Below are 20,903 nucleotides of genomic sequence, written 5' to 3' on the forward strand. Positions count from 1 at the left end.
CAGAATCTATTTTACAAGGATCATTTTTTTTGTATCTGTAAAATTATCAGTGATGATCCGGTAGAAATATATCCCGCTTGAAATATCTAACGCAGTAAATGATGTTTCATACTTGCCGGCCCCCAGTTCACTATCCACCAAAACATTTATTTCCTTACCCGCAGAATTATAGATAATAATTTTCACGTTTGTTCGTTCGGTTATATCAAACCGTATTTTGGTCGTTGGATTGAACGGGTTTGGGTAGTTGTTATGTAGTTTGAAATCTACAGGAACTTCTGTTGAATATTGAGGAATTCCTGATAAGAATGATGGCTTTACCAGCACTTCATCAACATAAAGATTATTACCGTTCCCACCGGCTGCCTGAAAACATATTCTGTTTGTATTTAGCGGCAGATAAATGCTTTTGTTCTGCCATTGATTGCAGGTAGGTGTAAAATATGTAGATGTTGCAGGCGCAGTCATTAACGTGCCGCTGTTAAATGAACTGAACAATTGCCATGTGGTGCCTGAATTCGTTGAAATAAATATCTCAAGTGACTCAGTTACTCCCGGTTTCTGGCAATATGCCTCTGAAAATATCAGTGAATCTCTGCTTGTGGATGTTGGAATGAACACAGGCGAAATAAGTCTTGCAACCTGTCCGCTGGGTGAAATATTAAAGGGAATGAAAGCTGAACGGTATGTATTACAATAAGCCCCGCTGGAAGCTTGTGCCCAATTATATGTTCCTGTAATAATTTGTGTCGACCAGCCAAAAGGCGGAAATGCCGGCGTATTAAAACCTTCACTCAAAATTTCCAATGGATAGTCTTTATCAGAAAAATTTTCGTCTTCCAAAAAAATTTGTGAAGAAATATTACAGGTGATAAGAAGCAGGGTAAATATTATTATTTTAGACTTTTTCATAGGTATAAAGTCCTTTCGGCTTGTTATACAAAAATAGATAACAAAGGCAGAATTTGCAAGTAAATAATAAAACGGAAAGCTCATAAGCCGGATCCTGTTCCCGCCCCTTGCGGGGCATGGGCAGCCATTTATCTTGTGCAGCCTACCCTGTATCACACTGCCTTGGCAGATTCAGACGGGCAGCCCGAAAGTGATACTTTACGCGGCCTTGCACTCATGCAGGGTTTATCTTGCAGCATTCATTACTGAATGCACGGTGGTCTCTTACACCGCCTTTTCACCTTTTCCAATCGGGTTGCCCCGAATGGTAGTTTGTTTTCTGTGATACTGATCCGTTACAGCGGGTTTGCCCCGCTGCACCCGCGCTTTCACACGGTGCATTGCCCTTGAGTGTCCGGACTTTCCTCTCCCAACTGTTACATTGAAAGCGGCTGCTTGAGCTTTCCTTTTATTAGAAATATCTTAAAGCAAAAATAATGATTTTAAGTTCCATTTGAGAGGGAATATTGCTGCAGCGCTGAGATATTCTGGATATTAAAGGCTGTTTTTATTATCTATACCCATATTAGCAAGCTTATCTGCTTCTTTATTCAGTTTTCTTTCAACATGATTTATCTTGTAGGGTATCTTCAGTTCGTTTATCAATGTGTTGAATTTTTTAAAAAGCGGCTTTAAACCTTCATCCTTAACTTTGTATTCCAGCCTTAGCTGTTTAACCATCAGCTCACTATCTGCAAAGAACTCTATAAATTCTATCTGAATTGTTTCTTTTAATTCCCTTATCAGATCCAAACTTTTTATAAGCGCAAGGTATTCAGCCTGGTTGTTAGTGGTTTTGCCAATGTATTCATTCCACTTCTTAATAATGTTATCACTCTCATCATAAACTATGATCCCTATCCCGGCTTCGCCCGGGTTGCCGCGCGAAGCGCCATCTGTAAAAACTTTAAGTTTGCCCAATAAGCTACGCGGTAATAATTTCTTCGGCAATCAGTATTCTGCCGCAGGATTCACATGCGTAGAATTTATCGGCAGTACGTATTTCAATTGCTTTTTGCGGAGGTATTGAGCTGTAACATCCCAGGCATGACCCTTTTCTAACAACTGCAACAGCTTCACCATACTTAACGCTGCTTATCCTGTCGTAATATGCCAGGTCTTCGGGCTCTATACTTTTTATTATCTCTTCTCTTTGTGAATTCAGCTCGGTTTCTTCTTCACCGGTTTGTTTGGTCAGTTCTTCAAGCTCTTTTAAGTTCTGGTCCAGCTCAACGTTTACATCTTCAAGCTGACCGGCTATGAGCACAAGTTCGTTTTCAATTGCTGATTTGCGGGCTGAATTATCATCCTTTGCAGCCTTTTCGTTTTCTTTTATCTTTGTTGTAGCTTCATCAATTTCTTTGGCAAGCGCATCATATTCTTTGTTTGATTTTACCGCACCTGAACGCAGTAACTCATCGTTTTTTTCTATTTTTTCCAGCAGGTGAGTGTTTTCGTTCTGAACGTTGTTTTCAGCTTCTACAATAGTATCAAGTTCCCTGCGTAGCTCATTGGCCCGCTCATCAAGCTCTCTTTTTTCAGAGCTCAGGTCCTCTATTTTTGCCGGTATATCACCCCGTAGACTGATAAGCTCATGCAGTTCTCTGTCTATTCTGTTAAGTTTGTAAAGCTGCAGAATTCTTTCTTTCATACTCATATTACTTCAAAATTAATTATATTATTATTTTTTCTTATTACAAGTGTTTTTGTTTTTAAAGGTTTTATTTCATATTCTGTTTTACCTGTCAGGTCAATAAATGCTCTGTGAACTTTAGTGTTTAACAGTTTTACCGGCAAAGGTTCAGCCTTAAGCCTTGGACCTGCTTTTTTTATAAAATCCCCAAGCGTTACCGGCTTTTTAAAATGTAATAATGCTGTTTTTTTATTTACCTTATTATCTTTTACTATAACCGGGTAGATCTCACATGCCGGCTCTTCATACGGATGAGCTGAATAAACAGTATTTATTACATTATCCAGGTCTTTTTGTTCACATATCATTTCAAGCCTCATCTCTTCAACCATCTCAAACTTACCTTTTTTGCCTGTAAACGGTTTGGATGAAGATGATCCTTTGAAAGTGCCTATTCCTGCAGTTCTGAAAGAACACATTGAATATTTTCCTATATTACCTGCACCGGCAGAAGCCATTTTGAAAGTCAACTCATCTGCATTTTTTAACGGTACAAATACAGCTATTTTATATTTTCTTGCAAACACCGGTGAAACATATTCCAGTTTTTTTATATTTGCTGCAGGAAAGAACTTTTTCGCTGTATTTGAAGCATCAATCATAAATAAATATCTTTAAATTACGTATAAAAAAAATGTCCCGCTTTTATATAGTCGGGACATCAGATTCTGTGTTCAAATAAAATGGTTTTAAGCCTGAATAATATAAGAAATTTTGTTGAATTACTTATCATATTAATACTAAAATAGTTTTACTTACTTTTAAATTCAATGCAAAAGGGTAAGTGCGTTCAGAATGCAGGACTGTAAAATCAGAACAAAATCAGCTATAAATTTGTTTTTATAATATAATAAAATAAATAGTATGAAATTAATTGATGAAATGCTTCAAAATACCAAAACTATAGCTGTAATTGGGGCTAAAAAAGATGAGTGGGAATATGCCTATAAAGTACCTCTATATATGTTACAGCATGATTATATGGTATTTCCTGTAAACCCTAAGCTTGAAGGGACTGAACTTTTTGGGCAGCCTGTTATTGATAAAGTTAACCGCTTAATTGACCCGATTGATATGGTACTTATTTTCCGCAGGCCTGAATTTTTATATGACCATGCACTGGAAATACTGCAGATGGCACCAAAGCCAAAATATGTATGGTTTCAGCTGGGGATATATAACGACAGCGCAGCGAAGCTGCTTGAAGAAAACGGGTTTAAAGTTATACAGAACAGGTGCATTATGGTTGAGCATGCTAACCTGCAATAATTATATTTAAGAAACCCGGTTTATTTTAAATATATACTATTGCTCACCTGCAGAGCTTTTTGGCTTTACGCGTGAGATGACATCTGTTAAACTAAGCGATGTTTCTTTGAATGAAAAATAATATTCATTTGATCTGAAATCCACATATTTTTGCAGAAGAAAGTTTTTCACCTGGCCTTCTTTTTCAAGCTGTACAAGCCATGTGCTTGGTGTTACTTCAATAACCGATGCCCCGTTATAGTTTGCTCCCAGTTTAAATATCTCTGTTTCCAGAAATGAAGCAAGATCCTCGTCCTCACTATCACCAAGGAAATCAATTAATATTGAAGCTGAGAATTTTTCTTCAGGCGATAAGTTTGTATCAGCGGGTGAATCATTATCTTCCTGTGGAGTCTTTTGCTGCTGTGTATCAGGTTTATCTTCTTTTGAACATGCAATCAGCGAAACGAAAGTTAAAAGTAATATTATATATTTCATTAATTTTCTTATTTTTTAATTCTGATTTTTTAGTTTAATTTGTTTTATTAAAAAACCCACGGCATATGGCCGTGGGTAATATTTATAGAATTAATTCTATCTCAATAACAGAGCTTTATTTTATCAGTTCCAGCTCTTTCCCGATATCATTAAAAAGCTCAAGTATCCTGTCAAGATGTTCCTTTTCATGCGAAGCCATATATGATGTGCGCAGCATTGAAAGATGCGGCGGCACTCCCGGCGGTACAAAAGCATTTGTGAATACTCCTGCATCAAACAGCTTGCGCCAGAATACCAGCGTTTTATCAAACACACCAAGAATTACCGGAACGATCCCGGTCACACCTTCAATAATAGTATATCCCTGTGCTTTTAAGCCTGCGCGCATATAATCTGCATTTGCAATTAGGCGGTCAATTCTTTCAGGCTCTGCTTCAAGAATTTCCAGGGCTGCCATTGCTGCGGCAACGCTTGCCGGTGTTGGTGAAGCACTGAAAATCAGCGCAGGTGCATGATGTTTAATGTAGTTTATAACTCTTTCGCTGCCGGCAACAAAACCGCCAAGTGAGGCGAATGTTTTTGAAAATGTACCCATAGTCATATCTACCTTATCCATTAAACCGTAGTGTGACCCGGTTCCTCTTCCGCCTACACCTATAACGCCAACTGAATGCGCGTCATCAATAAGTATCCTTGCTCCGAATTTTTCAGCAAGCTCAACCATTCTTGGTAAATGAACAATTTCTCCTGTGGTTGAAAACACTCCGTCTGAAACGATAAGTATGCCCCTGTCTTTCGGGACTTTGTTCAGAACTGCCTCAAGGTCATCCATATCGTTATGCTTGTAGCGTTTGAATTCTGCAAAAGCGCCCTTTGCCATCAGGTCTGCAGCTACAATACATGCATGGTTATCTTTATCAGAAATTACATATTCACCTTTTTGAACCAGTGTTGGAATAATAGCCTGTGCTGTCTGGTAACCGGTTGAAAGCAACAGAACAGCTTCAGTACCAAAGAATTTAGCCATTCTTTTTTCAAGCTCTATATGCAGGTCCAATGTACCTGTTAAATATCTCGAACCGCTGCATCCTGTGCCGTATTTTTCAATGGCTTTAATTGCTGCTTCTTTTACTTTTGGGTGTGCTGTTAAGCCAAGGTAATTGTTGGAACCCGCCATGATCATTTTTTTACCTTCAATCTGAACCACGGGACCTTCATTTTCCTCAATTGGCCTGAAATAGGGGTAAAGCCCTGATTTTTTAACTTCATCAGCCCTTGTAAAATCAAAACACTTCTGAAATAGATCTGCCACTTAAAACGCTCCCCGGCAAAAATTATGCCTGTAAATTGAATTAACGTAATAAATTGAATTTACGTAATAAATTGAATATGTTTGAAAACAAATTTACTTCATTTCTGAAATTATAACAAGGAAAATCACGATTTATAAAAATGAACGGGGTGTACTATAAAAGAAACTTACCCCACTATCAGCCCGGAAATACAGATTATTTTGTTACATTCAGGCTGGCAAATTCATTGCCAAAAAAGGTAATTGATAACCTGTAAAATGAATATAGCATTTTGATCAATGAAACTGGAAAAATCAACGATTTATCAAAAAGAAAAAGAGCAATACTGCGAAATGGAAAACAATATTTCAGAAAATTTGACAACCTGCTTGATGGTTCGCAAACCGGTCCATTGTGGCTAAAAGAAGAGCCTATTGCAAACATTATCTGTGAAAGTATAATTTACAGAGATAAAAAACAGTATGATCTGCACTGTTTTACTATAATGCCTAATCATGTACATGTAGTATTTAGTATCGAAGATGTTAATGTAGGTCGAATCGCTGATTCGACTGCCCGAAACAGCGTTTCGGGCTACAGAGTTACAAAAATTTTACAGGACTTGAAAAAATTCACAGCTATTGAATCTAATAAAATATTAAAAAGAAGCGGACAATTTTGGCAGAATGAAAGTTATGACCATGTTATCCGGAATTCAACTGAGTACAGAAATGTAATAAATTATGTGATCAACAACCCGGTAAAAGCGGGACTTGTTGACAATGCAGAAAATTGGAAATGGACATATATTGCAGATCCAGTAAAAGAATTTTTAGCGAAATAAAGATGTAGGTCGAATCGCCGATTCAACTGCCCGAAACAGCGTTTCGGGCTACAGTTTTTAATAGAGAATTAATTATAAAATGAAGTTAAATAATACATTATAATGGCTAAAGTATTTGTAACAGGCGGCACCGGGTTCATCGGGTCACACCTTATAGATGAATTACTTAAAAAGAATTATGAAGTTAAGGCATTGATCAGGAAATCTAGCAGCACCAAATGGCTGAAAGATAAACCAATTGAATTCATCGAAGGCGATCTTTTTACCGATGATGTACTTAAAAAAGCTTTAAGTGATGTTGACTACGTTTATCACGTTGGCGGCGTTACTTTTGCTAAGAAAAAAGAGGAGTTTTACCGCGGTAATGTTGATGCGACCAAAAGCCTGCTTGAGGCCACTTTAAAATATAACCCCGGAATAAAAAAATTCGTGCATGTAAGCTCACAGGCTGCTGTGGGACCCTCGTTTGACGGCAAGCCTATTGATGAGATGCGCGATTACTTTCCACTAACAACCTACGGCAGGTCAAAGGTTGAAGCTGAAAAAGTTGTAATGAGCTTTTTTGATAAATTTAACTGTACAATTGTAAGGCCTCCGGCCGTTTACGGCCCGCGAGACTACGCGATATATGAATATTTTAAATCAATGAGCCGCGGCCTGCAGCCTATGATAGGTTTTGATAACAAGCTTGTAAGCCTTATACACGGCGTTGATCTTGTTAAGGGCTTCATTTTAGCAGGCGAAAAAGAGATATCTTCATCAAGCATTTATTTTATATCCAGTGAAGAATATTACAACTGGCGTGATGTCGGAGAAATAACAAAAAAACTGCTGGGAAGAAGAACTGTAAGGCTTACTATTCCGCATTTTGCCGTCAGAACCACAGCTTTCTTTTCCCAGGTATTTGGTTTCTTTTCACCTAAACCTGTAGTGCTGAATATCGAAAAATCCAGGGAGTTGACCCAGCGTTACTGGATCTGCTCAATAGAAAAAGCCAAGCGCGAGCTTGGCTTTAAAGAATCATTTACGCTCGAAGCCGGATTTAAAGATACTATTGACTGGTACAGAAAAGAAGGATGGATAAAGTAGAAGATTCTTAAAAGTGTGCAGTATATTGTTATAGATGAAAACACTATCTATGTTAGGAAAACAGAAATATTGTCGTGGCTAACGGTTGTTAGGGCTTGTTAGGCATTTATCGTTAAATATGTAATAATTTTTGATTTAAATTGAAAGATTATTTATTGATTTTACCCTGCTATACTGCCTTTTCAATTGACTAAAAAGCAATTTTTAGCTATTTTTGTGGTTTGTAACAATTCCGCTAAACAATTTAATAAAAAGGTTATATAATGGCTACAGTGAATTTATCTGCTCAGAAAAGAGAAGACCTGGGCAACTCAACTACTAAGAATGCAAGGAAAAAGGGTTTTATTCCCGGTGTATTTTATTTTAAGAATTCACCCGCAGTTGCAATCAGCGTAAAAGATACTGCTTTAAATCCTTTCGTTTATACATCGGAAGTTAGAATTATAAATCTTCAGATAGAAGGTTCTGAAAAAGCGCAGAACTGTATTTTAAAAGATATCCAGTTCGATCCGGTAAGCGATAAGCCGATCCATTTTGATCTCCTTGGAATTTCTGAAAATGAAACTATCAAAGTTGAAGTTCCAATAAAGCTTGTTGGCGCGCCTATTGGCGTAAGAGACGGCGGAATTATTCAGCATGTGCTGCATTCACTTGAAGTAGAATGTTTGCCCGCAAACATTCCCGCTCACATTGATGTTGAGATCGGTGCATTGGCTATAGGCGACGCAATACATATCGGTGATCTGAAAATTGAAAGCGTTGAAATTCACGGTAACCCCACTTCAACAATTGTTGCGGTTGTTCCGCCTGCAGTTGAAAAAGTTGAAGGCGCTGCTGCAGAAGGTGAAACTGCTGCTGCTGAACCGGAAGTTATTGCTAAAGGCAAGAAAGACGAAGAAGAAGGCGACAAGAAGTAATTCTTCAATGTACAATGAGCAATTAACAATGAACAATTGTTGTATTTTAGAAACGGTTTTCACTTTTGTTAATTGAAAATTGATAATTGGAAATTGAAATTTGTATTTAATAGCAGGATTAGGAAACCCGGGAGCCAGGTATCATAACACAAGGCACAATGCCGGGTTTTTTGTTATAGATAAATTAGCGGAGTTCTTTAAAATAGAATCTTTTGAGTTTGAAGACAATTACCTTTATGCAGTAACTGATCATAAAGATGCAAACGGTGAGGCCAAACAGGTTGTTTTAATGAAACCTCTTACATATATGAACCTGAGCGGACAGGCTGTAAAGAATTTTTACCAAAAGTACGAAATTTCGAAAGAAAACATCCTTATTATTTATGATGATGTTAATATTGATCTGGGTGTGTTAAGGATGCGGCCGTCAGGTTCTGACGGCGGACAAAACGGGATAAAATCCGTTATGTATGAAATGGAAACAGATGAAATACCCCGGCTAAGGTTCGGTATCAGGTCGGGAGCTGAATTTGAATCCAGGCGCTTAGAAGAAGGATTTTCGCTGGCCGATTATGTTCTTTCAGGTTTTGAGGAAAATGAGCTCGAATTGCTTGATATTTCTGTTAATGCGGCAAAAGATGCTGCTTTAAGCTTTGTTGAATCAGGTATTAAAGAAACCATGAACCGCTTCAACCGAAGCGTTACTGAGCAGAAAGGCTTACCTAACGGGAATCCCGGTAAAAACGGAACTGAAACAAAAGGAGAAAATAATACAAACTAAATAACTATATGAAGAAAAACATAATACTAAGTACTTTGTTATTTCTGTTAAGCTCGGTCACAGCCTTCGCAAGCGAAGCCGATCTTAAGATCCCCGAATTAAGTGCATCACAGAATAACCTGCTTCTTATCGGTATCGCAGTCTGCGGTATCGGTCTTCTTTTCGGAATTATGCAGTTCCTGAAAGTAAAAAAGTTAAGAGCTCATCAAAGCATGCTTGATGTTGCCCAGATCATTTACGAAACATGTAAAACATATTTAAGCCAGCAGGGTAAGTTCCTCGCTATTTTATTCGCATTTATAGCAGCATGTATAGCGTTTTATTTTGGTGTGCTTAACCATACCGGCGCCCTTGGCGTTGCTCTGATCTTAATGTGGACAGTTATCGGAATTCTTGGTTCTTACGGTGTTGCCAAGTTCGGAATCAGAATGAACACTCTTGCAAACAGCCGTATGGCGTTTGCATCACTTGAAAGAAAACCTATAAAGCTTCTTAATATTCCACTAGATGCGGGTATGAGCATTGGTGTTATGCTTATCTGCGTTGAGCTTATTATGATGCTTATCATACTTCTGTTTGTACCCCGTGAATATGCCGGCGCAAGCTTTATCGGATTTGCTATCGGTGAATCACTCGGCGCATCTGCACTCAGAATCGCCGGCGGTATCTTTACTAAGATAGCTGATATCGGTTCTGACTTAATGAAAATTGTTTTCAAGATCAAAGAAGATGATCCGCGCAACCCCGGTGTTATTGCGGATTGTACCGGTGATAATGCAGGCGATTCAGTTGGACCCACGGCAGATGGTTTTGAAACATATGGTGTAACAGGCGTTGCACTTATCAGCTTTATAGTGCTTGCTATCCCCGATGTAATGTTCCAGACAGAATTATTAACATGGATCTTTGTGATGAGAATTCTTATGATCATCACTTCTATAGGCTCATTTTATATTAACGGTATCTGGGCTAAAGCCAAATACGGCAAAGATGAAGATATAGATTTTGAAAAACCCTTAACATCACTTGTATGGATCACTTCAATTTTTTCAATCATAGTTACATTCGTTATCAGCAAAATAATGATCGGTCATTTGCCCGATAATTTATGGATGACCCTTTCAATTATTATCAGCTGCGGAACACTTGGAGCTGCGCTTATTCCTGAATTTACAAAGATATTCACATCTCCAAAAAGCAAACATGTAAACGAAGTCGTTACCGCGTCCCGCGAAGGCGGCTCATCACTCACAATATTATCCGGTTTGGTTGCGGGTAATTTTTCGGCATTCTGGACAGGAATGGTATTTTTTATACTGATGCTTATAGCATACTTTGCTTCGCTTTCAATTCCGGGGGCTATGATCCCGGCTTATGCATCAATTTTCGCGTTTGGCCTTGTAGCGTTTGGAATGCTTGGTATGGGTCCCGTTACAATTGCAGTAGATAGTTACGGTCCTGTAACGGATAATGCACAGTCAATTTATGAGCTTTCACTTATTGAATCTAAACCCGGAATTTCAGAAGAAATTCAGAGAGATTTCGGATTTAAACCGGATTTTGAGAAAGCTAAACATTACCTAGAAGCAAATGATGGCGCAGGCAATACATTTAAAGCTACAGCTAAGCCTGTGCTTATAGGTACTGCAGTAGTTGGCGCTACAACAATGATATTTTCACTTATTCTTGTGATCAAAAATACTCTTGGCATTCAGCCGGAGGCAATATTAAGTATTCTTAATCCGTATTCCATTCTTGGATTTATCTGCGGAGGCGCAATTATATACTGGTTCACCGGTGCTTCAACACAGGCAGTTACAACAGGTGCATACAGGGCTGTTGAATACATCAAAAAGAACATCAATCTTGATGAAAATGCAAGCATGAGCGCATCCACTGAAAAATCAAAAGAAGTAGTTAAAATATGTACTCAATATGCCCAGACAGGTATGTTCAATATATTTATCGCAATATTCTCATTTGCGCTTGCCTTCGCGTTCTTTTCAGCGCCGGGCAAAACAAATGAGCCGGTTTCCTTCTTCATCAGCTTCCTGATCTCAATCGCTGTATTCGGCCTGTTCCAGGCAATGTTCATGGCTAATGCCGGCGGCGCTTGGGATAATGCGAAGAAAGTTGTTGAAGTTGACCTGAAAGAAAAGAACACTCCGCTTCACGATGCTACAGTAGTAGGTGATACAGTGGGTGATCCGTTCAAAGATACATCATCAGTTGCCTTGAACCCGATCATTAAATTTACAACACTGTTCGGTCTCCTGGCTATGGAAATGGCTATTACTGAATCATTCAGAGCTACAGCTCCTTACGTTGGCGGATTATTCTTCCTCATCGCTATATACTTCGTATGGCGTTCATTCTACAAGATGAGAATCACCGCAAAGGCATAAATTTCTGCAAATAAAAATTAAAAAGGCACTCGTTTGAGTGCCTTTTTTCGTTGTAAGCTTAATTCAGATTCCTTTAACTTGCTTTCATTCCGCGTCTCATCTTTAACATAGTTAGCAGGAAATGTTTCAGCTAACCGATTATCATCTCTACATGGTGGCCTTCATCAGATTTAAAATCAAGTATCTTGCCGTCGTTTCCTGTTTCTATTGCATTTTTAAGTACCTTCAGGTCTATTTCTTTAACACCGTGAACTTTTACAGGAAGCTTTCCTGTTGCTCTCATTATTGCTTTTGCAAATTTGAGCGGGATCGAAAGATTAACTTTATTCTTTCCTTCTTTAAGAACATTTATTCTCAGGTTCTTATCTTTTGTTTCTGTTCTAACAGGTGTTCTTTCTTCCTTAACGGCATCAATCAGCGCAGATGCCTGATCAGAATTGATTTTACCATCCTCAAGCAGTTTCAGTATGCGTTTAATATCGTCACTCATATTTTTTTTGTTTATTTATTTTCATTAATTTTTTTCAAAGCCTCTTCCGGGGTAATTTCTCCGCGCTCAAGCAGGTCTATTACAGAAGGGGATTTTTCCGGCTTTTCAGCTTCAATATTATAGCCAAACGCTTTTATCAGGTCATTCAGTTTACCCTTTACTGTTGGATAAGATATCCCCATCTCTTTTTCCACATCTTTGATGCTCCCGCTGTTTTTAATAAAGATCTCTGCAAAAGCCAGTTGATCTTCACTTAGCCGGTCAAACTTAGAAAGGGAAAAATCATTTTCTATTACTGTTCCGCATGTATTGCAGCTTAACCGGGTTGCCTTCATTGCTGATGAACATACCGGGCAGCTATTTATTAACTTATATGACATTAACTATTTTTTTCAAAAATAAAACAAAGCTTCATAATAATCAAGTATATTATTAAGAATATTAATATTATTGCAATTATATGTTATAAATATTAATTATATCATTAAGAATATTTAGTTATTTTGGATATTTTAATAAAATTCTATAATAATTCCGCTTGACAAATCAATTTGTACGAAGTATATTTGTAAAGTACTTTAAAAAATAAAGTAGATATTTATTAAATTTTATTAAATATTGTAAGAATGGATACTAAACAGGCAGAACTTGAACTTACTGAGATAAAACGTATCATGGCTGATAGCCGGCGCATTATGGTTGATGATGGTATAGGTTTTATTCTATGGGGGACTTTGGTGGCTGCCGGTTTGATAGCAACATATTTATCAGTACTCGGATATATTCCCTGGAATATTACCAGTATTGCATGGTTTGCGCTTATTGGTACAGGATGGATAATTACCATATTACAGTATAGAAATGAAGATAAAAAACGTAAAGCGGTTACCTTTGCCGGTAAAGTTGCAGGTGCTATTTGGGGTTCGGCAGGGTTTACAATGACTATTATTGGATTTATAGGTTCTGCAACAGGGCTGGTTAAAGGAATGGGAATTTCACCACTAATGGCTTGTGTACTTGCTGCAGCTTTTTTTGTTAGCGGTGTAATTTATAATGATAAAACCTTCCGCTACCTTAGCTTTGGCTGGTGGGCTGGAGCCATTTTAATGTTTTTCTGGCACTCGCCGCATACTTTGCTGCTGTTTGCCCTCATGATAATATTTATGCAGGTACTACCCGGATTTATTATGTACAAAAAATGGAAGAAGGAAATAAATGCAGCCTAGTATAAATAAACAGCAGGCAGAGCTCGAGCTTTCCCTGATAAGAAAAGTAATGGAAGACAGCCGTAAGGCTGTATATGATACAAGTAAACAGGGCACCTACTGGACTTTAATAATGGCTCCGGCTATTTTGATAAACTACCTGATGATAATAACCGGGATAGCAAATGAATATACCGGTTTATTATGGCTTGCTGCGGTAATTGCCGGCACTATAGGCTCAATAGTAATTGCACGAAAAGAAAAAAAGACTGTTCGTGTAAAAACATTCGCCGGAAAGATCTTAACATCGATCGGAATAGCTGCCGGAGGCGCAAATTTGATTTTGGGGATCTCATCTGGATTCTTTAATGCTTTTGACCCTGTATATATTGTACCCGCAGATTCAGTAATTTTAGGAATGGCTTTTTATTTGGTGGCAGTAATTCAGCAGATCAAAATCCTGAAATTCTTCGCATTCATTTGGTGGGCAGGCGCTGTTTTCTTTTTCTTTTTTCCGGGTATGCACTGCCTTCTTTTCCTTGCTGTGATGCTTATACTTATGGTTTTGCTGCCGAAAATAGAAGGGAGCAAGAATGCTTAGCAAAAATTTAACCGGTGAGAGCAGTATGAACAGCAATATGGAAGCTGAAAACGAGCTGCTGGTAATAAAAAAGATCGTTCAGGATAGCCGAAATGCCGTTGCGGATAATGGCTGGCATTATATTTACTGGGGGGTAATTGTAACAATAGCCCTCATTATAAACTATTGGATGATATTGAATAATTCATCTATGAACTCCCAGGGAATGCTGTGGTTTGTTTCAATGATTTCAGCCTCTGTAATTGAAATGATCATAACTAAAAAAATAGACAAAAATGATAAAGAAAAAAATTTTTCCGGCAGATTGTTAAGTTCTTTATGGGGTGTATCAGGTGCATGCATGTTTATTTTCGGATTTATCGGAACACTTTCCGGGGCATACAACCCCATTTTTATTTTTCCTGTAATATGCACAGTTTTAGGCGCAGCGTACTTTATCAGCGGAACCATACAGCAGGTAAATTGGCTTAAATACATTACGATCGGTTGGTGGACAGGTTCATTATTAATGTTCATATATCCCGGTATTCATTCAATACTTATCTTCGCTGCAATGCTTATATTGTTCCAGATAATTCCCGGTATAATTCTGTATAAAAAATGGAAAGCATCTTATACAATAGTTAATGACTGATTTTAATTACCATGAAATAGACGATGTTATACATTCACGTATAAGAACCGCTATTATGGCGGTGCTAATCAGCGTTGATGAAGCTGAATTTACGTTCATTCGTGAAAAAATTAACGCAACAGACGGCAATCTAAGCGTACATTTAAAAAAGCTTGAAGACAATAATTATATTTCCGTAAAGAAAGAGTTTATTGACCGCAAGCCCGTTACAAGGTATAAGATAACAGAAACAGGAAGAAAAGCATTTGAAGATTATATCAAAAAACTTGAAAGTATAATAAAAAGATAGCAGCAAATATCAAATACTAAATAACAATTTAATTTATAACATTATGGATACTCAAAATAATTTTAACAGCAGCTCCCAGCCCAGGGATGAAAGATTATGGAGGCTTGCAAAAAAAAGAGCTGAATTTAAAAAACATTTATTAACATATCTTGTTATTAATATATTTTTCTGGGCATTTTGGGCGTTTAATTCGTTCAGACATAACGATTTTGATTTCCCCTGGCCGGTATTTGTAACGTTTGGCTGGGGTATCGGGCTTGGCATCAATTACATTTCCGCTTATTCTTCTTCATTTGAATCATTGCGTGAAAAAGAATACAATAAACTGATAAATAAAAACTAATAATCACATAATACTGCAGGTACAGCAATGAAATATTTAATTACTTTATTATTACTTTTATCTTCCGGCATATACAGCCAGGATGTAAAAATATCCGGGAAAATTACCGGTGAACAGAACTTGCCCCTTTTTGGAGCTAACGTGGTGATAGAAGGAACAATTGACGGCGCTACCACGGATTCAACCGGCTACTATGAGTTTGAAACATCAAAAACCGGTGTGCAAAACATTCTGTTTACATATATTGATTACAGCGATAAACGCCAGACTGTAAACATCGAAGCCGGTAAGCCAATGGAGCTGAATGTACAGCTGCAAAAAGCTGTTGTAGAAACCGAAGAGATAATTGTAACAGCAAGCTCATATACTTCAGGGCAGAATTCTCAGGTAACAATTACACCTTTGGAAATCGTCAGAATTCCGGGCTCCGATGGAGACCTTTTCCGCGCCATTACAACATTCCCGGGCTCAAACCAGGTTGATGAAGGCAGCAGAATTACAGTCCGCGGCGGAGACGCTAACGAAGTGCTTACTATATTAGACCAGGCTTCACTTTATAACCCGTTTATCTTTGATGATGATTTCAATACTTCATCATATACTACTATCAACCCTTGGGGCCTGCGTGGTATCAATTTTTCAAGCGGGGGATTTTCTGCCAAGTTTGGTAATGTACTTTCGGCTGTGCTTGATCTTAAAACATATGAAATGCCGCAGGGTACAGGCGGATTCCTCTGGCTCGGGCTGGCAAATGTTGGTATGAGCGGTGTTTACCTTAATCAAAAGAAAGATTTCGGCGCTACAATTGATATTGGTCAAACAATACTCGAGCCTTATTTTAAGCTCAACGGGTATCTTACCGATAGGTACGACCCAATTCCGCTTGCAAGAGGTATTGGCGGTTCTTTAGCATGGAAACCTTCCAAAAGCAGCAACCTGAAAGCTGTATTTGATTACAGCAAAGATAAAATTGGAATCAGGAACTCAAGCCCTTCATACGATGGATTTTTTAATTCAGGCTCTGAAACAGTTTTCGGCAATTTAAAATACTCTGCAGGTCTTGGAGCCAAGACATATTACAGCATGGGGCTTTCATACAGCAATCACATTGATGATGTTTTGTATGGAGTGCTTAATACTGTTGCAAAACAGCGTTATGCCAAATACAGGCTTGATGTTACTCACCAGCTTTCAAAAAAAGTTGATATTAATACCGGCGCTGAGTATGAATACAATGAAGACCGCTTCTCCGGAAGGGTTCCGCAGTACAGCTATGCAATTGGCAATAATGCCCCCTTCTTTGATGTTAACTCACTTAACCATACCGGCAGAATAGGAGCTTACATTGAAACACAGATAAAGCCCGCAAAAAGATTTTTTATAATACCCGGAATCAGAGTTGATAACCATACTCTTTCCAAAAAAACCGTTGTTGACCCCAGGCTTTCAATGGGATGGAAGTTCGCAAAAGATATGGTTCTGCGCGGAGCCGTTGGACTGTATCACCAGTTCCCAAGGCTTGAGTACTATGCGCAGTCAGATAACAACAATTTAAAACCTGAACAGGCAGCTCATTACATACTTGGTTATGAGCTTAACAAAATGGAAGGCCTATTCCTCTTCAGGGTGGAAGGTTATTATAAGCAGTATAAAGATCTTGTGCTGCGTGATAAGAACAGTTTCCTGTATAACTCCAACGGCAAAGGATATGCAAGGGGAGTGGATGTATTCCTGAAATCAGGTATCACAAATAAATATTCCACCTGGATATCGTACGCGTACACTGATTCCAAACGCAGCCAGTATGAAGCACAGAACGAAGCACCCGCTAATTATGATATTACACATAACTTAACATTTGTAGCCAGCTATAATATTAGTGATGTGATAACAACCGGGTTAACATACAGAATTTCTACCGGCAAACCTTACACTCCCGTTACAGGCGGCGTGTACGATCCGCAGAATAATGTTTACCAGCCCATATATGCTGAAACCAACAGCGGAAGATTCCCCACTTACCAAAGAATGGATGTTAATTTCCAGTACATATTTTCACTCTTTGGCAGGTTTGCAATAGCGGTATTCCAGATAAACAATCTGCTTAACCAGAAGAATCTGTATGATTATACATATAATTTTGATTATACCAAACGCGAAGAGATTGTCACAACCAACAAAAGGCAGTTTTATTTGGGACTGGGATTACAGTTCTAAGTAAGGCAAAAACAAAACAAAAGTCAGACTCAAAGACACTAAGAAAAGATTTTTAACCGCAAAGGACGCCAAGACGCGAAGAAAAGATTTTTTGAGTAGCCACGGGTTTTAACCCGTGGAAAAAGAAGCCAAATATTATACGGCTTTAGCCGCGATTTAAAGTATCTGAATGCATTATTTGCAAAACTAACAAACTTAATATATAAATCAAAATAAAAAGGAAATGTTGGTTGTCATTCGTTTCACGTTTGACATTTCACGTTTCACAAAAGGAAGATTAAAATGAAAACTGTGATTCTTGCATTACTGTTAGCTGTGTTAACAACACTAAACACCGCCCACCTAAAAGCTGATGATTACACCGATGCTATGCTTAAAGCCATCAAAAAAATGGGTGATGCTGCTGATAAGAACGATAAAGCCGCTATGCTGAAAGTGCGCGGTGATTTTGAGCGTATCCTGCAGCTTAAAAAAAATGAGTGGATGGTAAATTATTACCTCGGGTCCTTAGATTACATGCTCTCACGCACAGCCGCAGAAGAAAAGAATAATGATGATGTGAAGAAGTATACTGAATCTGCGATCAGCCTTTTTGATAAATGCACCGATATGAATGACCAGTTTGCCGATGCGTATATTATGAAAATGGCTGCCCAGGGAAACCGCTGGCAGTATGAGCCGAACAAAATGAATGATATCATTGCCAAAACCCAGGAAGCCAAGGATATCGCAATGAAGCTTGAGCCTGAAAATCCGAGGTTTTATTTAATAGATGGTTATATGACATTCTACACACCTGAGAGCTTTGGCGGCGGTGTTGATAAGGCGCAGCCGATGTTTGAAAAAGCATGGGAATACTCAAAAACATACAAACCCAAAGACGAAACATACCCCAACTGGGGCAACGACCAGGCTGCGGGTATGGTCGCAATGTGTTATATTAAAAATGGCAAAATGGATGAAGCCAAAAAATGGATTGATATGGCGCTGGAAGTGAAGCCTGAATCAAACTTTATCAAAGGCTTTGTGATGACAGAATATGATAGGGCGAAAAAGTAGTTCTTGGTATCAGGAATTAGTTTGTTGTGACAGGTATTAATTAGCGGTAACAGGTATTAAGTCGTGGTGTCAGGTATCTACCTGACACCATTTTTTTTGCGGAATTGAAACATGATGCAAATCATTTTATAGCCTAATTCAAAACATTATCTTTGAAAAAGGGAACTTTACTGAAATTAGAAATTGCCCTTTAATAGGTGGTTATCATGTTAAGAAATATTTCAATCTTTACAATTTTACTTTTGATATTCATAAGCACTTCGAATGCTCAATTAATAAACAAAAAGGAATCCCGTTTAAAGGAATTAAAACCAACCGTAACTGATCTTTCTTTAAACAATAATCTTTATTCACAAAATTCAATCACACCCAAAAAAAGTTTATTGCTTGCGGGCGGACTCTCTTTTATAATTCCCGGCGCAGCATTGGGTCAGTTTTACAAGGAAGAATTTATTAATGGCGGAATAAGGTTAGGTATTTCGGGGTTATGTGTTTTGTGGTTTTTTCTTGCCCCTCCGTATAGTATCACAGGTGATGGTCCTTCAAGTAATCAAAAATTTCATGCGGCATTATTATTTACTGCTAATTGGATTGCATCAGTTATTGATGCGTTCTTACCTTCAAAAAAAACTGTCAACAAAACCAAAAAACAGTATCATTCGTTTTAATTTATTTTTTAAAACTATTTGTAACACGAGTATTTTTTGTATCTTTGTAATATGAAAGATACACTTCTCACCAAAAAACAAAAAGCAGTAATTGAAGCAGCTTTAAGTAAGCAGGATTACAAAAAAATTATTGCTGAGCTTGATAAAATTTCCACAAAGCACTCCGGTACTGCCAAGATGAAAGATAAGCGGTATGTCATAGCGGAAATTGTAAGACATGTAACAGAAGCTAACCATAAAAATCCCGAACGTGAATTTTATATAGCAGGTTTAAATATACTCAAGTTAAATTCCGATAACGCCAAAGAAATCGGCATTCATATTTTATGGCGCGGATATAAATACAGTAAAGCTGCTGTAACAAAATGGCTATACAAAATCACAAATTATAGTAATTGGGAAGTGCGTGAATACGCAGCAGGAGCTTTAGGCAGTACGCTGAAAGCGAACCCGGAATTTTATTCCACCCTAAAAAAATGGGTGAGGGATAGCTCCGAAAACATTCGCCGCGGTGTTGTGCTTGCTGCAGCCTCGCTGCGAGATAAGAACGATCCCGTTAAAATTAAAAAAGCCTTCAGCCTGTTTGAACCTTTGATGTATGACAGCTCAAGATATGTAAAAGTAAACCTGGGACCCTTTATACTGGGTTCATACTATGGCAACAATATGCCTGATGCTGTCTTTGGTTTCCTGAATAAAATGGTTAAAGTTAATGATCCGCACGTAAGATGGAATGTTGCAATGGCTTTTAATAACAGCTTTGGTAACAACTATCCCAATGTAGCGGTTAAATTTCTTCGAAAGCTCTCAGGCGATAGTTCACCTGTTGTTCAAAGAGCTCTCAGGTCCACTCTTAATCATTTAAGGAAGAGAAGCAGAGGGTTAAAACTATAAATTATCATTCGGTATTGCTTCATAGGCTGAATTCTTAAAACCCTCATTACAAGACAATTATATGATAAAAATCATAAAATAATCGCTAAAAACGGCAAATCGGGATAAATTCACGATTTTATATTAAATGGAAAATTACTAACTTTGTAACTGAAAGTAAGAATTATATTTATTCAGTAAAGAGTTTATGAAAATATCTGATATACTAAGCACTGATGTAATAGCAGTGAATCTGGAAACTGCGGATAAAGAAGATGCGATAAGGAAAGTTATTGATCTTGCGGCTAAATCCGGTAAAATCCTTGACAAAGATAAAGTATCCAAAACAATATTTGAAAGAGAAAAGCTGGTTTCCACCGGGGTTGGCAAAGGATTTGCCATTCCTCACGGAAAAACCGATGCTATTGAAGATGTAGTTGCAGCTTTTGCAATTACTAAAGAACCGATCGATTTTGATTCAATAGATGGCGAGCCTGTCAGATTTATTTTTCTGCTCATTGGCAAAGAAAATCTTTTGAATACTCATATTAAGCTTTTAAGCCGTATTTCCAGGTTAATGAATAAAGACGATTTCAGGGAACGTTTACTGGAAGCAGCTGCACCTGATGAAGTACTTGCTATCTTCAAAGAAGAGGAGAAAAATTACTTCGATATTTAATACAGTAATTGCCATGAATACTTGTTCTCATATCCGGAGATAAAACAAACGTGTTCATTTTTAGCTGATTAATCAATGTTCCGGTTTCTGCCGCTTTCATCCAGCAAGAAAACAATTTGTTATTTTA

24 protein-coding genes and 1 other RNA gene are annotated in these 20,903 nt (G+C 37.9%); 16 read left to right on the plus strand and 9 right to left on the minus strand.

The genetic code is table 11. The annotated features are described in order from the left end of the window. Window positions 1–6 precede the first annotated feature (6 nt). From J0M37_04875 to J0M37_04895, 5 genes are all read right to left on the minus strand, one after another. Entirely contained in the window at window positions 7–912 is a 906-nt protein-coding gene (locus J0M37_04875) for a T9SS type A sorting domain-containing protein (protein ID MBN8584408.1), read from the minus strand. Between the two features lie 68 nt (window positions 913–980). Then, window positions 981–1,359, minus strand: an RNA gene (gene rnpB, locus J0M37_04880) — RNase P RNA component class A. A gap of 87 nt (window positions 1,360–1,446) precedes the next feature. Further along, on the minus strand, window positions 1,447–1,872 hold the full coding sequence (locus J0M37_04885; protein ID MBN8584409.1) for a ribonuclease HI family protein: 426 nt from the start codon (window positions 1,870–1,872) through the stop codon (window positions 1,447–1,449). A gap of 4 nt (window positions 1,873–1,876) precedes the next feature. Beyond that, on the minus strand, window positions 1,877–2,602 hold the full coding sequence (locus tag J0M37_04890) for a hypothetical protein (GenBank protein MBN8584410.1): 726 nt from the start codon (window positions 2,600–2,602) through the stop codon (window positions 1,877–1,879). 2 nt (window positions 2,603–2,604) lie between these two features. Beyond that, window positions 2,605–3,246: a hypothetical protein gene (locus tag J0M37_04895; GenBank protein ID MBN8584411.1), complete on the minus strand. Its 642-nt coding sequence runs from the start codon at window positions 3,244–3,246 to the stop codon at window positions 2,605–2,607. Between the two features lie 262 nt (window positions 3,247–3,508). Between J0M37_04895 and J0M37_04900 the strand changes: the two genes are divergently transcribed. After that, window positions 3,509–3,913, plus strand: coding sequence for a CoA-binding protein (locus J0M37_04900; GenBank protein MBN8584412.1), 405 nt, complete (start codon window positions 3,509–3,511; stop codon window positions 3,911–3,913). Window positions 3,914–3,949: 36 nt separating this feature from the next. Here J0M37_04900 and J0M37_04905 read toward each other — a convergent pair whose 3' ends face one another. Next, the gene (locus J0M37_04905) at window positions 3,950–4,390 is read right to left on the minus strand and encodes a hypothetical protein (GenBank protein MBN8584413.1); all 441 of its coding nucleotides are present in this window, start codon (window positions 4,388–4,390) and stop codon (window positions 3,950–3,952) included. A 115-nt stretch (window positions 4,391–4,505) separates the two neighbouring features. Next, window positions 4,506–5,702, minus strand: coding sequence for a pyridoxal phosphate-dependent aminotransferase family protein (locus J0M37_04910; GenBank protein ID MBN8584414.1), 1,197 nt, complete (start codon window positions 5,700–5,702; stop codon window positions 4,506–4,508). A gap of 272 nt (window positions 5,703–5,974) precedes the next feature. Between J0M37_04910 and J0M37_04915 the strand changes: the two genes are divergently transcribed. The 5 genes from J0M37_04915 (at window position 5,975) to J0M37_04935 (ending at window position 11,718) form a co-directional block, all read left to right on the plus strand. Further along, window positions 5,975–6,526, plus strand: coding sequence for a hypothetical protein (locus J0M37_04915; GenBank protein ID MBN8584415.1), 552 nt, complete (start codon window positions 5,975–5,977; stop codon window positions 6,524–6,526). A gap of 102 nt (window positions 6,527–6,628) precedes the next feature. Next, window positions 6,629–7,615, plus strand: a complete 987-nt coding sequence (locus J0M37_04920) for an NAD-dependent epimerase/dehydratase family protein (protein ID MBN8584416.1) — start codon at window positions 6,629–6,631, stop codon at window positions 7,613–7,615. A gap of 263 nt (window positions 7,616–7,878) precedes the next feature. After that, window positions 7,879–8,532: a 50S ribosomal protein L25 gene (locus J0M37_04925; protein MBN8584417.1), complete on the plus strand. Its 654-nt coding sequence runs from the start codon at window positions 7,879–7,881 to the stop codon at window positions 8,530–8,532. A 100-nt stretch (window positions 8,533–8,632) separates the two neighbouring features. Further along, complete coding sequence (locus tag J0M37_04930) at window positions 8,633–9,313, plus strand: aminoacyl-tRNA hydrolase (protein MBN8584418.1); 681 nt, start codon at window positions 8,633–8,635, stop codon at window positions 9,311–9,313. Between the two features lie 8 nt (window positions 9,314–9,321). Beyond that, window positions 9,322–11,718: a sodium-translocating pyrophosphatase gene (locus tag J0M37_04935; GenBank protein ID MBN8584419.1), complete on the plus strand. Its 2,397-nt coding sequence runs from the start codon at window positions 9,322–9,324 to the stop codon at window positions 11,716–11,718. A 130-nt stretch (window positions 11,719–11,848) separates the two neighbouring features. Here J0M37_04935 and J0M37_04940 read toward each other — a convergent pair whose 3' ends face one another. Both J0M37_04940 and J0M37_04945 read right to left on the minus strand, forming a co-directional pair. Beyond that, window positions 11,849–12,208, minus strand: coding sequence for a hypothetical protein (locus tag J0M37_04940; GenBank protein MBN8584420.1), 360 nt, complete (start codon window positions 12,206–12,208; stop codon window positions 11,849–11,851). 11 nt (window positions 12,209–12,219) lie between these two features. Beyond that, window positions 12,220–12,588: a DUF2089 domain-containing protein gene (locus tag J0M37_04945; GenBank protein MBN8584421.1), complete on the minus strand. Its 369-nt coding sequence runs from the start codon at window positions 12,586–12,588 to the stop codon at window positions 12,220–12,222. A gap of 246 nt (window positions 12,589–12,834) precedes the next feature. Here J0M37_04945 and J0M37_04950 point away from each other — a divergent pair, with 246 nt between their 5' ends. The 10 genes from J0M37_04950 to J0M37_04995 all read left to right on the plus strand — a co-directional run bounded on the left by J0M37_04950 (window position 12,835) and on the right by J0M37_04995 (window position 20,776). After that, entirely contained in the window at window positions 12,835–13,434 is a 600-nt protein-coding gene (locus tag J0M37_04950) for a hypothetical protein (GenBank protein ID MBN8584422.1), read from the plus strand. After that, complete coding sequence (locus J0M37_04955) at window positions 13,424–14,014, plus strand: hypothetical protein (GenBank protein ID MBN8584423.1); 591 nt, start codon at window positions 13,424–13,426, stop codon at window positions 14,012–14,014. Before J0M37_04950 ends, J0M37_04955 begins: the two co-directional genes overlap by 11 nt. Continuing rightward, window positions 14,007–14,648: a hypothetical protein gene (locus tag J0M37_04960; protein MBN8584424.1), complete on the plus strand. Its 642-nt coding sequence runs from the start codon at window positions 14,007–14,009 to the stop codon at window positions 14,646–14,648. Before J0M37_04955 ends, J0M37_04960 begins: the two co-directional genes overlap by 8 nt. Then, on the plus strand, window positions 14,641–14,937 hold the full coding sequence (locus J0M37_04965; protein MBN8584425.1) for a transcriptional regulator: 297 nt from the start codon (window positions 14,641–14,643) through the stop codon (window positions 14,935–14,937). The genes J0M37_04960 and J0M37_04965 overlap by 8 nt, the downstream gene beginning before the upstream one ends. Before the next feature lie 43 nt (window positions 14,938–14,980). Beyond that, window positions 14,981–15,280, plus strand: coding sequence for a 2TM domain-containing protein (locus J0M37_04970; GenBank protein ID MBN8584426.1), 300 nt, complete (start codon window positions 14,981–14,983; stop codon window positions 15,278–15,280). Window positions 15,281–15,307: 27 nt separating this feature from the next. Then, window positions 15,308–17,497, plus strand: coding sequence for a TonB-dependent receptor (locus J0M37_04975; GenBank protein ID MBN8584427.1), 2,190 nt, complete (start codon window positions 15,308–15,310; stop codon window positions 17,495–17,497). Window positions 17,498–17,779: 282 nt separating this feature from the next. Then, the gene (locus J0M37_04980; protein ID MBN8584428.1) at window positions 17,780–18,556 is read left to right on the plus strand and encodes a tetratricopeptide repeat protein; all 777 of its coding nucleotides are present in this window, start codon (window positions 17,780–17,782) and stop codon (window positions 18,554–18,556) included. Between the two features lie 242 nt (window positions 18,557–18,798). Further along, entirely contained in the window at window positions 18,799–19,224 is a 426-nt protein-coding gene (locus J0M37_04985) for a hypothetical protein (GenBank protein ID MBN8584429.1), read from the plus strand. 51 nt (window positions 19,225–19,275) lie between these two features. Then, on the plus strand, window positions 19,276–20,118 hold the full coding sequence (locus tag J0M37_04990) for a HEAT repeat domain-containing protein (GenBank protein MBN8584430.1): 843 nt from the start codon (window positions 19,276–19,278) through the stop codon (window positions 20,116–20,118). 187 nt (window positions 20,119–20,305) lie between these two features. Then, window positions 20,306–20,776: a PTS sugar transporter subunit IIA gene (locus J0M37_04995; protein MBN8584431.1), complete on the plus strand. Its 471-nt coding sequence runs from the start codon at window positions 20,306–20,308 to the stop codon at window positions 20,774–20,776. Window positions 20,777–20,903: the final 127 nt, after the last annotated feature.

Source organism: Ignavibacteria bacterium, assembly GCA_017303675.1.
Taxonomy (GTDB): Bacteria; Bacteroidota; Ignavibacteria; order Tepidaquicellales; family OLB5; genus OLB5.

What these genes read in the sequence shown, in the direction of transcription:
- J0M37_04945 (MBN8584421.1), bottom strand. Translation starts at nt 12,588, where the DNA reads ATGTCATATAAGTTAATAAATAGCTGCCCGGTATGTTCATCAGCAATG.
- J0M37_04970 (MBN8584426.1), top strand. Translation starts at nt 14,981, where the DNA reads ATGGATACTCAAAATAATTTTAACAGCAGCTCCCAGCCCAGGGATGAA.
- J0M37_04960 (MBN8584424.1), top strand. Translation starts at nt 14,007, where the DNA reads ATGCTTAGCAAAAATTTAACCGGTGAGAGCAGTATGAACAGCAATATG.
- J0M37_04955 (MBN8584423.1), top strand. Translation starts at nt 13,424, where the DNA reads ATGCAGCCTAGTATAAATAAACAGCAGGCAGAGCTCGAGCTTTCCCTG.
- J0M37_04965 (MBN8584425.1), top strand. Translation starts at nt 14,641, where the DNA reads ATGACTGATTTTAATTACCATGAAATAGACGATGTTATACATTCACGT.
- J0M37_04920 (MBN8584416.1), top strand. Translation starts at nt 6,629, where the DNA reads ATGGCTAAAGTATTTGTAACAGGCGGCACCGGGTTCATCGGGTCACAC.
- J0M37_04935 (MBN8584419.1), top strand. Translation starts at nt 9,322, where the DNA reads ATGAAGAAAAACATAATACTAAGTACTTTGTTATTTCTGTTAAGCTCG.
- J0M37_04895 (MBN8584411.1), bottom strand. Translation starts at nt 3,246, where the DNA reads ATGATTGATGCTTCAAATACAGCGAAAAAGTTCTTTCCTGCAGCAAAT.
- J0M37_04980 (MBN8584428.1), top strand. Translation starts at nt 17,780, where the DNA reads ATGAAAACTGTGATTCTTGCATTACTGTTAGCTGTGTTAACAACACTA.
- J0M37_04890 (MBN8584410.1), bottom strand. Translation starts at nt 2,602, where the DNA reads ATGAAAGAAAGAATTCTGCAGCTTTACAAACTTAACAGAATAGACAGA.
- J0M37_04990 (MBN8584430.1), top strand. Translation starts at nt 19,276, where the DNA reads ATGAAAGATACACTTCTCACCAAAAAACAAAAAGCAGTAATTGAAGCA.
- J0M37_04900 (MBN8584412.1), top strand. Translation starts at nt 3,509, where the DNA reads ATGAAATTAATTGATGAAATGCTTCAAAATACCAAAACTATAGCTGTA.
- J0M37_04940 (MBN8584420.1), bottom strand. Translation starts at nt 12,208, where the DNA reads ATGAGTGACGATATTAAACGCATACTGAAACTGCTTGAGGATGGTAAA.
- J0M37_04875 (MBN8584408.1), bottom strand. Translation starts at nt 912, where the DNA reads ATGAAAAAGTCTAAAATAATAATATTTACCCTGCTTCTTATCACCTGT.
- J0M37_04905 (MBN8584413.1), bottom strand. Translation starts at nt 4,390, where the DNA reads ATGAAATATATAATATTACTTTTAACTTTCGTTTCGCTGATTGCATGT.
- J0M37_04975 (MBN8584427.1), top strand. Translation starts at nt 15,308, where the DNA reads ATGAAATATTTAATTACTTTATTATTACTTTTATCTTCCGGCATATAC.
- J0M37_04950 (MBN8584422.1), top strand. Translation starts at nt 12,835, where the DNA reads ATGGATACTAAACAGGCAGAACTTGAACTTACTGAGATAAAACGTATC.
- J0M37_04925 (MBN8584417.1), top strand. Translation starts at nt 7,879, where the DNA reads ATGGCTACAGTGAATTTATCTGCTCAGAAAAGAGAAGACCTGGGCAAC.
- J0M37_04995 (MBN8584431.1), top strand. Translation starts at nt 20,306, where the DNA reads ATGAAAATATCTGATATACTAAGCACTGATGTAATAGCAGTGAATCTG.